This is a genomic window from Methylomonas sp. MED-D (assembly GCF_050276835.1).
Lineage (GTDB): Bacteria > Pseudomonadota > Gammaproteobacteria > Methylococcales > Methylomonadaceae > Methylomonas > Methylomonas koyamae_A.
Genome location: NZ_CP189965.1, coordinates 4567142 through 4581294 on the forward strand (window position 1 = coordinate 4567142; position 14153 = coordinate 4581294).

General features: G+C 57.7%; 11 protein-coding genes and 1 pseudogene. 6 read left to right on the forward strand and 6 right to left on the reverse strand.

Annotated features, from left to right (window positions below; all coding sequences use genetic code 11):
• The first annotated feature begins 46 nt into the window (after window positions 1-46).
• Entirely contained in the window at window positions 47-769 is a 723-nt protein-coding gene (locus tag ACQE3E_RS20275; protein WP_313730499.1) for a glutathione S-transferase family protein, read from the forward strand.
• Here the strand turns inward: ACQE3E_RS20275 and ACQE3E_RS20280 are convergent.
• The gene (locus tag ACQE3E_RS20280) at window positions 766-1686 is read right to left on the reverse strand and encodes a LysR family transcriptional regulator (protein ID WP_313730498.1); all 921 of its coding nucleotides are present in this window, start codon (window positions 1684-1686) and stop codon (window positions 766-768) included. The genes ACQE3E_RS20275 and ACQE3E_RS20280 overlap by 4 nt on opposite strands.
• A 284-nt stretch (window positions 1687-1970) precedes the next feature.
• On the opposite strand from ACQE3E_RS20280, the gene ACQE3E_RS20285 reads away from it, so the two are divergent.
• The gene (locus ACQE3E_RS20285; RefSeq protein ID WP_313730497.1) at window positions 1971-2453 is read left to right on the forward strand and encodes a tautomerase family protein; all 483 of its coding nucleotides are present in this window, start codon (window positions 1971-1973) and stop codon (window positions 2451-2453) included.
• A 217-nt stretch (window positions 2454-2670) separates the two neighbouring features.
• Window positions 2671-3186, forward strand: a pseudogene (locus tag ACQE3E_RS20290) (aldehyde dehydrogenase family protein).
• A gap of 67 nt (window positions 3187-3253) precedes the next feature.
• Here ACQE3E_RS20290 and ACQE3E_RS20295 read toward each other — a convergent pair.
• Entirely contained in the window at window positions 3254-4132 is an 879-nt protein-coding gene (locus ACQE3E_RS20295) for a hypothetical protein (RefSeq protein WP_064024507.1), read from the reverse strand.
• A gap of 311 nt (window positions 4133-4443) precedes the next feature.
• Between ACQE3E_RS20295 and thiO the strand changes: the two genes are divergently transcribed.
• Together thiO and ACQE3E_RS20305 are read left to right on the forward strand one after the other, a co-directional pair.
• Window positions 4444-5547, forward strand: coding sequence for a glycine oxidase ThiO (gene thiO, locus ACQE3E_RS20300; RefSeq protein ID WP_313730496.1), 1104 nt, complete (start codon window positions 4444-4446; stop codon window positions 5545-5547).
• On the forward strand, window positions 5544-6557 hold the full coding sequence (locus tag ACQE3E_RS20305; RefSeq protein WP_313730495.1) for a quinone-dependent dihydroorotate dehydrogenase: 1014 nt from the start codon (window positions 5544-5546) through the stop codon (window positions 6555-6557). Before thiO ends, ACQE3E_RS20305 begins: the two co-directional genes overlap by 4 nt.
• 117 nt (window positions 6558-6674) lie before the next feature.
• Here ACQE3E_RS20305 and ACQE3E_RS20310 read toward each other — a convergent pair whose 3' ends face one another.
• From ACQE3E_RS20310 to ACQE3E_RS20325, 4 genes are all read right to left on the reverse strand, one after another.
• The gene (locus tag ACQE3E_RS20310) at window positions 6675-8138 is read right to left on the reverse strand and encodes a TolC family protein (protein ID WP_313730494.1); all 1464 of its coding nucleotides are present in this window, start codon (window positions 8136-8138) and stop codon (window positions 6675-6677) included.
• Between the two features lie 80 nt (window positions 8139-8218).
• Window positions 8219-11344 carry an efflux RND transporter permease subunit gene (locus ACQE3E_RS20315; RefSeq protein ID WP_427500997.1) on the reverse strand — a complete coding sequence of 1042 codons (3126 nt, stop codon included), beginning with the start codon at window positions 11342-11344 and terminating at the stop codon, window positions 8219-8221.
• A complete protein-coding gene (locus tag ACQE3E_RS20320; protein ID WP_427500998.1) occupies window positions 11341-12480 on the reverse strand; it encodes an efflux RND transporter periplasmic adaptor subunit in 1140 nt (379 codons plus the stop codon). The genes ACQE3E_RS20315 and ACQE3E_RS20320 overlap by 4 nt, the downstream gene beginning before the upstream one ends.
• Before the next feature lie 43 nt (window positions 12481-12523).
• The gene (locus ACQE3E_RS20325) at window positions 12524-13339 is read right to left on the reverse strand and encodes an oxidoreductase (RefSeq protein WP_313730491.1); all 816 of its coding nucleotides are present in this window, start codon (window positions 13337-13339) and stop codon (window positions 12524-12526) included.
• A gap of 101 nt (window positions 13340-13440) precedes the next feature.
• Between ACQE3E_RS20325 and ACQE3E_RS20330 the strand changes: the two genes are divergently transcribed.
• On the forward strand, window positions 13441-13884 hold the full coding sequence (locus tag ACQE3E_RS20330) for a winged helix-turn-helix transcriptional regulator (protein WP_064024519.1): 444 nt from the start codon (window positions 13441-13443) through the stop codon (window positions 13882-13884).
• Window positions 13885-14153 lie beyond the last annotated feature (269 nt).

Here is a 14153-nt window from a genome sequence, read left to right on the forward strand (position 1 = left end):
GAAATGACCGACTACGAAATGCCCCAAAACCTAGACGAAACAACAAATGATTGTTCTTCATCAATTTCCCAGAGCCTGGCATATCCCCAACCCCGGCCAGTTTTGCACGAAGCTGGAAACCTATCTGCGGATGGCCGAAATCGAGTACCGGATCGTGGAAACGCTACCGATATACGCGCCGCTAGGCAAATTGCCCTACATCGACCACGACGGCCGCAAAATCGCCGATAGCCGGATCATCATCGCCCATCTGCAACAGAATTTCGGCAACCGGCCGGACCAAACCCTTTCCGACCGGCAAAAAGCCCAAGCCCTTGCCTGGCAACGGCTGCTGGAAGAGCATTTGTATTGGGTCTGCATGTACAGCCGCTGGCAAACCGGGGCGGAGAATTGGCGCATCAACAAACAGGCAATTTTTCGAAGCCTGCCGCCGCTCCTTGCCGACGGGGTCGCCAGCCTTTACCGCCTGCGGATCAAAAGCCAGATTCGCGGCCACGGCATCGGTCGCTTACCGGCCGCACAAATATTCGAGTTGGGCCGGCAGGACGTGGCCGCGTTGGCCGCTGCCTTAGCGGACCAACCCTATTTGCTCGGCGAGCAACCCGCCAGCGTCGACGCGTCCGCCTACGGCATCTTGATCAACCTACTGGCCTGCCCTGTTGCCTCGCCGGTCAAGGACTATGCGCTGGCGCAACCGGCCTTGACCGATTACTGCCGGCGCATGCAGTCGCGCTACTTTCCGGAACTGGGCGAGCCGCGATTCGTTTAAGCCGTCAACTCGACGCAAGCGGCGCGGATCTCGCTGCGCAACCAACGGTTGGCCGGCTCCTGGTCTTGCAACGGATGCCAGACCATGACCGTGGCGTAATCCGGCAAATCCAACGGTAACGGCACCCATTGCAGAGGCTGGTTTTGCGCGATTTGCAAGGCGGTACGCTTAGGAAAGGCCATGACCATATCGGTTTGGGCCACAATCAACGGCGCCGACAGAAAATGCGAAACCGTCAATGCCACCCGCCGCTCCAGACCGCGCTCGGCCAGCCAACTATCAACTTGGCCGCTACCGGAGCCGGCGCCAGACAGCATGATGTGCGGCAAGCCGATGTATTGCTCCAGCGTCAATTCCCGATTCACGACCGGATGACCGACCCGCGCCACGCAAACCATGCAATCGTCGAACAAGGCCAGACAATGCAGATGCTTCGGCGGATTCAGCATCACCTCGAAACCCAACACCAGATCGATTTCGCCTTGTTCCAACGCATCGAGCGGAAACCGGCTACTGGTACGTTTGAAACGAATGTCCACGCCCGGCGCCTGACGGGCGATGCGCGGTGCCAGTTTAGGCAAGAGCAAGGCTTCCACGTAATCGGTGGCGGCAATCGCGAACGCGCGCCGGCTGCCAGCCGGATCGAACGGGGCCGGCGCCCTGATCAAACCTTCCACCTCTTTCAGCACCACGGAGACCGGATCGACCAGTGCCAAGGCCCGCGCGGTAGGCACCATGCCGGCCGGGGTTTTCACCAGCAACGGGTCTTCCAACTGTTGCCGTAAGCGCTGCAGTACATGGCTCATCGCCGACTGACTGATGAACATTTTCTCCGCTGCCCGCGACACGCTACGTTCTCGCATCAGCCAATCGAAAGCGACCAGTAAATTCAAATCGAAGCTGCGTAAATCGGCCATGGTCGGAATACCCAAAACCGCGGAATGTTAACGACGCGCCGGGAAGACCGGCATCGAAAATATTCATCCGCGTATGAATATTCGCCATTTTACGCTTGGCTCCAGCCGGCCTAAAGTAATCCCCGACGCCGCCATTCGGCTTGCATCCCCCCAAGGATTTCGCAAACCTGGACTAACGACGCGTCGCCCGAGTTCGGATCGCCGCCGGCGCCAGGCGACCGAATTCGGATTTTAGCGGCCCCCAAACCGGCCCGTCCCAATACTTCAAATTCAGGAGAATCACCATGCCTTTGTGGAAAGTCTACCATCCGACCGGCGCCTTCAGTGCCGAAGACAAACAAGAACTCGCCGAGCGCATCACCGGCATCTACGCCGGCGTGCCCATCCCCAAGTTTTACGTCGTAATCCTGTTCGAGGCCATCGATAAGGGCAATTGCTACGTCGGCGGCAAACCGCATAACCAATTCGTTCGCTTCAAGGTGGACCAGATCGCCAGAACCATTCCCGGGCCTATCCTACGCGAATGGTGGATCCGCACCCTGGACGCCGTAGTCGCCCCGTATGTGAAGGAGCGCGGTTACGACTGGGAAATTTCGATCGACGAAACGCCGTTCGATTTGTGGTCGCTGCAAGGCGAATTGCCGCCGCCGTTCGAATCGGTCGCCGAAAAGCGCTGGGTGGCCGAGAACAAGGCCAGTCCTTACACGCTACAGGAGAAACTGCCGGTCAACCTGATGCTGACGCCGGGCCTGACCGATCGCGCCTAAACCGAATGCGGCCGGCTCCGCGCGGGCCGGCCTTTCGCCATCTTGAATCGGGACTCCACCTTGAGTTACCAATCCATCAACCTCGCCAGCGGTGAACTCATCGCCAGCTATCCCGCAATATCAGACGCGGAACGGGAGAGCGCCGTCGCCGGTGCCGAGCGAGCATGCCGAAGCACCGCTGGCTTCGGAAAAAACCTCGAACCTGCTGCTGGAGTAAATCGATCGGGCCCGCCAAGCCGGAGCGGCGATCGGATTGGGCGGCGACCGCCTCGACCGGCCCGGCTATTTTATGGAACCCACGGTGATTACGGGGATAGACGAACGCAATCCGGTGTTTAACCGGGAATTGTTCGATCCGGCCGCAGCTTTCCACGTCGTCGACAGCACGGCAAGCGCGATTGCGTTAGCGAATGCTACACCCTTCGGCCTCGGCACTTAGGTATTCATGGCCGGTATCGAGCGTGGGCGCGCCGTTGCCGCGCAAATCGACTGCGGCATAGTGTTCGTCAACCAACCGGCGCGGACCGCGCCGGAACTGCCGTTCGGCAGACTCAACAACTCCGGTTTCGGCCGCGAGCTAAGCGAACGCGGATTTTACGAATTCGTCAACGAGAAACCGGTCAATTTGGCACAGGCGGGCGCCCGCCTTTGGGGCCCGGTGGCTGACTCAGCGGAATATCAAGATGCCACCACGAACAAGTTGCAAGCCAAAGCCATCCTAATGCGCCGATAACCAATTGAGCATAAAAAAAGGGAAGGCTTTGACACCTTCCCTTTTTGGGTAACGCGGGGTTTACAAATTAAAATTTGAAACCAACGTAACCGCCAGTACTGAAACCGTCGGTTGGCGTACCATCAACTTTGCTCGTTGAATAATGGTAACGAACATCGGTACCCAGAGTGATACCTCTGAAAATATCGTATTCCACACCACCGCCGAATTGCATGCCGGCGTTCAACACGGAAACCGCGTTGGAAGGAACACCCAGAATATTGATATCAAGACCGACGGGGATGATCCATGGACGCAATTTGCTGTCGTGCATGAATTTGATTTTTGGTGAAGCGTTGATCCGCAAGCGAGAATCGGTGGACTGATGCGGACTTACAGTCGCATTTACCGCAGTCACGGTACCCAGTGTATTCAAGCCTTTACCAAACTCAGAGTACTCAACACCAATCTCAACGCCGAATGAAGTGTCATCCATCAAGCCGAATAAATCGTTGTTGACATTAAAGTCAAACGCACCGCCAAAGTAAAAGCCATCTGAATTCATATTGTTAGACAGCAATGCGCCATCGTTCAGAACGCTGTCGTTGTCTCCACGGGCGTGATCCAGTTTTTGCCAACCACCACGGACTGCAACCAAATTATCTTTGGCATGCGAGGTTTCGGGAGCTGATTTAACAGACGCCATCCAATGATCTAACTCTTGGATTTTGGCGGTTTCGGTAGAGGATTTAGCGGAAGAAGCCGTTTTAACCCGGTTCAACTCGGCTTGCATGGCTTGCATTTGTTCAGCCATTTGTTGCATTTGAGCTTCCAACGCTTCGGTTTTTCTAGCGGCGGCATCGGCCACGCGCTCGGCGCTGGCGCCCGCTGCTTGGGCTTGCGCGCCAACCAGTGTCAAAGTCGCCGCAGCAACGCCTAGCGCTAATTTGGTTTTGGTAAAACTCATAGTCGTTCCCCCCAAGGGTTGTTATTGTTAAGACTGCATTGGCTGGAATGCAACACAGGATTTCTTCACGCGGGCAATAATAGCAGCAAAAAACCAGCCGTACAAGTTTTACGTCTTTTTTTTGCGAATTAAAATTTAATTAGAATTCATTGATTTACATCAAAATCATAATCTATATTCAATGTTTGTCTATTTTTCACAACAGCCGTTTGTTTTTTTACACTCCGCGAAAGCCAACCCACCTATTCCGCGACGGGCCGGCTTCGTGATAACTTAAAAAAGATTCGCCCTTGCCAATCTTCCGCACCCGCATGACGCAAAATCTGGACATACTCATCATCGGCGGCGGCATCAGCGGCCTGCTGGCCGCGCGCGAACTCCGCCTGGCCGGACGCGATGTCGCCATCATCGACAAATCCCTCGCGGGTCGGGAAGCGTCCTGGGCCGGCGGCGGCATTTTGCTGCCGATTTACCCTTGGCGACAAGCCGACGCCATTTCCAAACTGGCGACAGCCAGTATCGAAACCTATCCGCAGCTGTGCCGCGAGCTGCACCAAGCGACCGGCATCGATCCGGAATGGCGGGATTGCGGCATGCTGATCAGCCAAAACCCCGACCATGCAGCCGCCACGGCGTGGTGCGAGCGCTACGCCATTCGCCATCAAACACCGCCGACAGACTTCGCCGCAGGGCTGCATGCCGACTGGCAGGAACCGTTATGGCTACCGGACATTGCCCAAGCCCGCAATCCTCGGTTGCTGAAATCGCTGCAAGCTTGGCTACGCCAACAAGGCGTCGAGTTTATCGAGAATGCCGACATTACTTCGCTGACGATACGCGGCCGCCGAGCCGCAAAAGTGCAAACCGCCGACCGCACACTGGCTATGCGGGAGCTCGTGGTCAGCGCCGGCGCCTGGACGGCCAACTTACTAAATGCTTTGCTACCCGAGCAAGCGCTGGATTTGCGCATTCAGCCGGTACGCGGGCAAATGCTGCTGTTCGAGGCCGAACCGGAAACCCTACCCTGCATGGTGCTCGACGGCGATCACTACCTGATTCCGCGCGGTGACGGCCGCATCCTGGCCGGCAGCACCGTGGAGCAAGCCGGCTTTGAGAAAGCGACGACCGAATCGGCCGGCCGGGCGCTTTTCGAATTCGCGACACGATTGCTGCCGGCTTTGAAAGACTTCCCGGTCGCTCATCATTGGGCCGGCTTGCGTCCCGGCAGCCCCGACGGAGTCCCGTATATCGGCCCCCATCCCGATATCGACAATCTGTACGTCAACGCCGGACATTTTCGCAACGGCTTGGTGATGGGCCCCGCGGCCGCCCGCTTGTTGAGCGATCTCATGCTGAACCGACCAACCGCGCTGAATCCCAGCCCCTACTTACCCAAACGCCTGCCGCCACCATGAACCTGTATCCCTTGCTACGTCCCTTGCTGTTTTCGCTGCCGCCGGAAACCGCCCACCATGCCACCCTGCAACTGCTGCAAGTTGCCCATGCCAGCGGCGTCAGCACCCTGACCCGGCCGGCCGCGCCGGACAAACCGGTCGATGTGATGGGCTTGCATTTCAAGAATCCGCTGGGACTGGCCGCCGGCCTGGATAAAAACGGTGATTACATCGATGCGCTGGCCGAGCTAGGTTTTGGCTTTATCGAAATCGGCACCGTCACCCCACGCCCGCAACCCGGCAACCCCAAGCCACGCCTATTCCGTCTGCCTGAACATCAAGCCATCATCAATCGGATGGGCTTTAATAATCTGGGTATCGACCATTTACTGGCACAAGTCGGCAAATGCCAGTATCGCGGCATTTTGGGCATCAATATCGGCAAAAACGCCGACACTCCTTTAGAGAAAGCTACCGAAGACTATCTGATCGGCTTGCGGAAAAGCTACACCGCGGCAAGCTACATCACCATTAATATTTCCTCGCCCAACACCAAGAACTTACGCCAATTGCAACAAGGCGACGAGATCAAGCAATTGTTAAGCGCGTTGAAGGAAGAACAACTGAAACTTCAGGCGGCGCAGGGCAAATACACACCCATCGCGGTGAAAATCGCCCCGGATTTAAGTGATGAGGAAATCAGCCACATCGCGGCATTGCTGTTGGAATTTGCTATCGACGGTGTGATTGCCACCAACACCACCATCGCCCGCGATAAAATTCAAGGCCATATTCACGCCGACGAAGCAGGCGGCTTGAGTGGTGCGCCGGTCAAGGATAGTTCGACTCGCGTCGTAAACGGTTTGGCGGCGGAATTACAAGGCAAACTACCGATTATTGCAGCCGGCGGCATATTGAGCGGCGCGGACGCCCAGGAGAAATTAGCCGCCGGCGCCAGCTTGGTGCAGATTTATAGCGGCTTAATCTATCGAGGTCCCGAATTGATTGATGAGATATTAAACGCCATCTAATTTGGTCGGACGCCCGATCTGACCTTATCGAATTTAACGGTTGGTAAGGTCATCTTATCCTTGTTTATCTTCCGCGCCTTCCCAAGTACCGCCCCCGCATGCCCTAACCGACGTCGATTAGCGTGCCGAGGCATTTTCGATGGCGTTTACCGGCGAATCAAGCACCCAACCGCCGCCGAAAGCCCGGTATAGCGACACCATCGCTACGCTGACCGCTGTTTCGGCTTTGGCACGTTCATCGCTGAGTTCCAGCTTGCTGCGCTGCGCATCCAGAACGGCGAGATAGGTAGCTGCACCGCGCTGATACAGCGCATCGACCAGCCGGTAAGCTTTTTCCGCCGAGGCTTCCGCTTCGGTCAATCGGCCTGAGCTATCCGCGGCGGAACGATGGGCGACGAAAGCGTTTTCCACATCTTCCAACGCCAGCAAAAAGGTTTTCTCGTAATTGGCCGCGACTTGTTCCAGCCGGGCATCGGCGGCGGTGATATAGGCGCGGATGCGACCGGCGTTGAAGATCGGCGCGGAAAGGCCCGAGCCCAGCGCATAAACGCTATCGGCCAGACTCGGAAAACCGCCGACCGCCAGCGCGCCGAGACCGCCGCTGGCCGACAGCACCAGCTTCGGATAAAGATCGGCCCGCGCCGAACCCAGGCTGGCCGCCGCCGCGCTGACTTCGGTTTGCGCCAGGCGCAGATCCGGCCGCTGTGTCAACAAATCGGCCGGCAGCAGGTTCGGCATGGCCGGCGCTTGCTTGGGTAACGGGCCAACAGCGGCCAAGCGGTTTCCTAGGCTCTCCGGCTGCTCGCCCAATAACACGCCCAAACGATGGATCAGGTTTTGCTCGGCGTTAACCAAACCCGGCAGCATCGCCTCGGTACCCTGCAACAAGGTTTGCTGACGGGCAAGGTCTGCCTCGTTAGCCAGTCCGGCTTTAACAAATGCCTGCAATGTCCGCAAGCGTTCGCGTTGCAAGGCAATATTGTTTTGCAGAATGCCTATGCGTTGCTGCACACCGCGCAGTTCCAGATAATTGGTCGCCACCTGCGCCAACAGACCGACTTGCGCCGCATGCAAGCCTTCCTGGCTGCCTTCGGCTTGCGCGGCGGCGGCTTCCGCTTCGAGATGCCGGCCGCCGAACACGTCGATTTCCCAGCGCGCCGCCAAGCCGCCGCTGACCGCATCTGCGGTCGGCGTAATCAATTTGATACCTTGCCCGCTAGGCACGCCGACGATTCGGTCGATGCGTTTTTCCCGGCTGCCGGACAGTGAGAAATCCAGGCTGGGATACAACGCCGCTTCGGCAACGGTGACCATCGCGCTGGCTTCGCGGACGCGAGCGGTGGCGATTTTCAGATCGTGGTTGGCGGCCAAGGCTTGGTCTATCAACTCGTTCAGCAAGGGATCGTTGAAACCTTGCCACCAAGTCTTTAGGTCAACTGCTTCGGTGGATTGGACTATAGGCGCGTGTTGCCAGATTGCCGGGCTATTGAGCGCTACTTGATCGCCGACGCGAGTCGGCGTACAGGCAATTAGACTAGCCAGGGACAGAATGGTTAGTGGTGTTAAATATCGATTATTCATTGCAAGACTCCGAGGTCTTATACGCCAAAATGTAGGTTGGGTTAGCGAAGCGTAACCCAACAAAATCAAAATGTTGGATTTCATTTTCCCCTCACCCCCAACCCCTCTCCCGCGAGGAGAGGGGCTTTTATGCCCCCGTCGGGAGAGGGCGCTTTGGCATCTCCACGCTCCACCCTAAACCAAGCCGCATACAGCGCCGGCAGGAAGAAAACCGTCAACACAGTCGCTACCGTCAGCCCTCCCATGATGGCGATGGCCTGCGGGCCAAAGAAGTCGTTGCGCGACAATGGGATCATCGCCAGGATCGCCGCCGCCGCAGTCAGCATGATCGGCCTGAATCGCCGCACCGTCGATTCGACGATGGCCGACCAGGTATCGAGCCCGGATTTTTCATCCTGATCGATTTGATCCACCAAAATCACCGAGTTGCGCATGATCATGCCGGCCAGGGCCAGGATGCCGAGCAAGGCCACGAAACCGAACGGCGCCCGGAACAACAGCAAGGCGAAGGCCGCGCCGATCACGCCCAGCGGCGCGGTGCTGAACACCATGAAAGTCCTGGACAGATTCTGCAACTGCATCATTAACAAGATCAGCGTGACGATCAGCACCAGCGGAATCCAGATCAGAATCGACTTCTGCGCGTTCACCGCGTCTTCCTTGGAACCGCCGGTTTCAATGAAATATCCGACCGGCAGGCTATCCTGAATCGGTTTAAGTTTCGGGACGATTTCCGCCGCCACATCCGGGGCCATCTTGCCGTCGGCCACGTCGGCGCGTACCGAGATAGTCGGGAAGCGGTTGCGCCGCCAGCGCACGCCGTCCTCGAACACGGTCTCGAATTTGACGAACTGCGACAGCGATACCGACTTGCCATTGGCCGTGCGCACTGCAACGTCCGGCAATTCGTCAGCGGCGGTGCGCAATTCGGGACTGGCCCGCCAGACGATGTCGATCAATTTATCCTGCTCGCGCAATTGCCCGACCGGGATGCCGGTGTAATGTGCCTGCAAGGCTTGCGACAGGCTGGCCGTCGATACGCCCAGGGCGCGGGCCTTGTCCTGATCTAGCATCAGTCGGAACGACGGCATACGGTCATGCCAATCGTCGTTGACATCCACGGTGCCGGGATGGTTACGCACGACTTCGGCCACCCGGTCGGCGATGTCGCGCACTATGTTAGGGCTTTCGCCAAGCACCCGGAACGCCAACGGATAATCCATCGGCGGCCCGACATTGAGGCGCTTCACCCGGCCCCTGACATTCGGAAAATCCGTCTCAAGAATCTGCCGGACGCGCTGCATCACCCGTTCGCGTGCCTGGTTATCCTTGGTCATCACCACCAATTCGGCCAGATTGGTATTCGCCAGTTGCTGCACGATTAACATAAAAAACCTCGGCGTGCCGCTGCCAACATAGCTGGCGACGTGTTCCACATCCTCGTCCTTGGCTAACAGCGCTTCCATGCGTTTGGCGGCGGCTTCGGTTTGCTCGAAGGCACTGCCCTCCGGCAGCCACAGGTTGACGATGACTTCCGGGCGGTTGGACAGCGGGAAGAACTGTTCGGGGACGTGGGTTAAAGCCACAACCCCTAGACCGAACAAGGCCAGCGTGGCGATAATGACTTTTTTGCGGTGCGCGACGCAGGCATCCACCCAGCGCCGCAAGCGGTTGTAGAACGGCGTATCGAACAAGTCGTGGATAGGGCCATCGGCGCTGGCATGCACCTTGAGGATCAAAAATCCCAAATACGGGGTGAACACCACCGCGCCGATCCAGGACAGAATCAGGGAAATGCCGACCACCTGAAAAATCGCCACGGTATATTCGCCGGCCGAGGATTGCGCCAAACCCACCGGCAGGAAGCCGGCGATGGTGATCAAGGTGCCGGTCAGCATCGGAAAGGCGGTGGCAGTGTACGCGTAAGTAGCGGCGCGCATCCGGTCCCAACCTTCTTCCAGCTTGCGGGCCATCATCTCGACGGCAATCATCGCGTCGTCCACCAACAGGCCCAACGCCAGAATCAAAGCCCCCAAGGAAATCCGTTGCAGATCGATGCCGCACAGCAGCATGACCAGCAAGGTAGCGGCCAGTACCAGCGGCACGGTCAGCGCCACCACGGACCCGGTGCGCCAACCCAAGCTTAAGAAACTGACCACCAACACGGTAGCCAGGGCTTCGAAAAAGGTTTGGCCGAATTCCGCCATCTGGTTTTTCACCACATGCGCTTGATTGGCGACCGGCTCCACGTCCATGCCCAACGGCAATTCGTTTTTGATGCCGGCCAGTGTGTCTTCCAAGGTTTTTCCCAGGTCGATCACGTTGCCTTTTTTGTTCATCGTCACGCCGAGGCCGAGGGCCGGTTTGCCGTTGAAACGCATCTTGAATTCCGCGGGATCGATATAGCCGCGCGTCACCTTGGCAAAATCGCCGACCTTGAAGGTGCGATTAGCGATACGTACCGCCATATTAGCGACGCTGTCCGCCGAGTCGAACGAGCCGGTCAGGCGTATCGGCAGATTGCGCTGCGCGGAAAATACCGTGCCGGCCGGCGCCATGCCGTTCTGGGCCTGCAAGGCTTGAGCAACCACCGCCGTATCCAGGCCCAGTTCGGCCAGCTTTTTGTCGGAAAACTCGACGAAAATCTTTTCGTCCTGTACGCCGATCAGGTCGACCTTCTCGACATCCTTGACCCGCAACAATTGTTGGCGGACCGAATCGGCCGCCAATTTCAGGTCGGCATAACTGAAACCTTCGCCGGAAAAGGCGTAAATCAGACTATAGGTATCGCCGAATTCGTCGTTGAAAAACGGCCCTATGCTGCCGGGCGGCAGCGTCATACGGATATCATCGACTTTCTTGCGCACTTGATACCAAAGCTCGGGAATTTCCTTGGGCGGCGTATCTTCGCGCGGGGTGACGAAAATCACCGATTCGCCGGGTTTGGAATAGCTGCGCAGATAATCCAGATTAGGCAGTTCCTGGATTTTCTTTTCCAGTCTGTCGGTCAACTGTTGCTCGACTTCCAGCGCAGTGGCGCCGGGGTAGAGGGTTTTGACCACCATGATTCGAAACGTGAACGGCGGATCTTCCTGCTGGCCCAGCTTGAAATACGCGAATAGCCCGCCGAGCACCACCAATGCCAGCATGAAGCCGGTGAAGGGGCGATGTTTTAGCACCCACTCGCTGAGGTTGAATGCTTTCATAGCTGTGCCTTATTTAGATTTTCCTGGCCACCGTGATTCTTAGGCAATCCCGATCCTTCCGGCAAGCGAACAGCTTGCCCCTCGGCCAGACGTTGCACGCCGGCGCTGACCAGCAACTGGCCGGCGGCGAGGCCCTCGACGGCAACGCGTTCGCCGGTCAGTGTTTCTCCCAGCCGCACCGGCACGGAATTGACGGTGGCCGCCTGCTCGTCGACCAACCAGACTAAGCGATGATCGGGCTGATTTTGCGGGGTATAGACGGCGGAAAGCGGGATGGCGATACCCGACGCAGTATTAGCCGCGATATGAACGGTCGCGGTCATGCCCAATTGTGCGGCGTCCAGCCCTTCCAGCAAGCTTGCCTTGACGCGATAGGTGCGACTGGCAGGGTCGGCGGCCGAGGCGATTTCGCGGATTCTGGCCTTCAGCAGCCGTTCGTCGTCTAACCACAACGACACATTAACGACTTGTTGGCGCTTGATTTCCGCCAGCCTGTGCTCGGGCACGTCGAAATGGATTTCCTTTTCGTCGAGCTGGGCCAGCGTCACCACGGCCTGGCCGGCCGCCAGCACTTGCCCGGCCTCGACAGCCAACGCCGTGACCACGCCATCGCGGTCGGCATGCAATTCGGTATAGCTCAGCTGGTTGTTCGCCTCAGCCAATTGCGCTTCCAGAGCCGCCGTCCGCTCCCGCGCCGTGGTATAAGCGGTTTCGTGCCGCTCGAACTCCGGCGGACTGATGACTTGCTGAACCAACAGTTCGCGGTATCTCACCAGATCGTCGCGCAAGAACGTGCTGTCGGCCTGCGCGGAAGCCAGCTGAGCTTTAAGGCTCTGCACGGCGAGGCGGTAATCGTTGCCGTCCAGTATCGCTAGCAACTGACCCTTACCCACTGGGTCGCCAACATCAACTTTGCGCTCCAGCAGTTTACCGGCCACCCGGAAGGATAAGGGCGTCTCGATTCTGGCCCGGACTTCCCCGGCAAAACTTCTGGCACCGGCGACGGTGTTCTGCTCGATTCGAAACACCTTTACCGGGCGGACAACCGCTGACGTTGGTTTGTCCTGGTCGCTGCATCCGGCGCTTATCATCAGCGGCAGTAACAATCCGGCTAGAAGCCTGTGCTTAGTCGTCATGGAATTCTTCGATAAATGAATCATGTCGTTATCCTTCAATGATTCAGACTATCGGCAGCTGGTTAAACTGGCGCAAGCTCTTGTCTACCAAGGCTTCCGGGAGGAAACGGCGCAGAAAACGCACTTGGGTTGCCTGTTTTCCGGCGGTATAGCGCCTTTTGGGAGCCGCGGCAGTCGCGGCTTTCAACACCGTATCGGCGACCACCTCCGGAGCATCGCCCGCGTTCACGCCCTTGCGCATCAGCGCTTCCATGCCGGTACGCACCGAGTCGTAGACGGCCAGCGGTTGATCGGGCTTGGTTAAGCTGGATTCGAACGCGGTGCGGGTATATCCCGGTTCAACCAAAACAACCCGGATGCCGAAGCTGCGCAGTTCGTGGTCCAGCGATTCGGAATAGCCTTCGACCGCATGCTTGGTCGCGGCATACAGTGCGTTGTAAGGCGCTGGGATAAAACCAAGGGCTGAGCTGATATTGACGATTCTGCCTTTTCCTTGGTTGCGCATGGTCGGCAACACGGCATTGGTCACGCGGGTAATGCCGAACAGGTTGACGTCGAACAAGGCCTGAGCCTGAGCGGTTGACGACTCTTCCGCCCCTCCGAGCAAGCCGACGCCGGCATTATTGACCAACAGGTCGATGCGGCCGGCCTGCTTCAATACCTCGGCTACCGTGTTGTTTACCGAAGCTTCGTCGGTCACGTCGCAACTCAGCATGGTGATGCCGTCGACGCTTGCAGCTGCCTTGCGGCTGGTGCCGAATACCCGGTAACCCGCTTTTTGCATGGCCTTGGCCGTTACCAGTCCAATGCCCGAGGATGCACCGGTGATCAAGGCTACGGCATGGTGTTTAGTGTTCATATCGAATCTCCCGTGGTGTGGATTGTCTGTCGCTTAAGTGTTACTATCATTTCGATAGCAATGTTACTATCATTTTGAAATTAAGTCACTACTAAAAACGTATGAACGACAAAAATATTTGCGCGGACCCTTGTCCGATCGCTCGCTGCCTGGCTTTTCTGGGTGACGCCTGGAGCTTGTTGATTCTGCGGGACGCCCATTTCGGCCTGACCCGCTTCGACCAATTTCGAAAAAGTCTCGGCATCGCACCGACGATGCTGACCCGGCGCTTGGCGACGCTAACTGAGGAAGGCATGCTGGAAAAGCGGCTGTATTCGGAGCGGCCGCCGCGTGAAGAGTATGTGTTGACCGATGCCGGCCGGGATTTTCTGCCGGTGCTTGTCATGATCGGGGCTTGGGGGCACCAGTATCGCGGCGGCGGACCGCTGGTGCGGATTCAGGATGTCGAAACGGGGGAAGATATTAAGCCGGTGACCATCGACGCGGTCACGGGGGCAAGGATAGGAACTCGCCCGCTACGCTTTGTGTTGCCTGATGTCGACTGATCGATTAAAGCGTCAAATGGGTAGCGTCACTATTTGCTTGATGTCGCCGGTTTTATTAACCCAACCCAATTTATCGCGGGTATACCGTTCGAGCTGAGCTCGGCTAAGCCCAGGCTGGCTAGCCCTTCGACGGGTTCGGGGCGAACGGTATTTTAAGGGCCGGGTTAATAACGCTAACGCAGCGCATCAACCGCCACCTCGAATGCAGACAACGATGCCGGCGATGGGGACAATACCTGCAACGGCGGCGACACTCTGGGCATCATTTC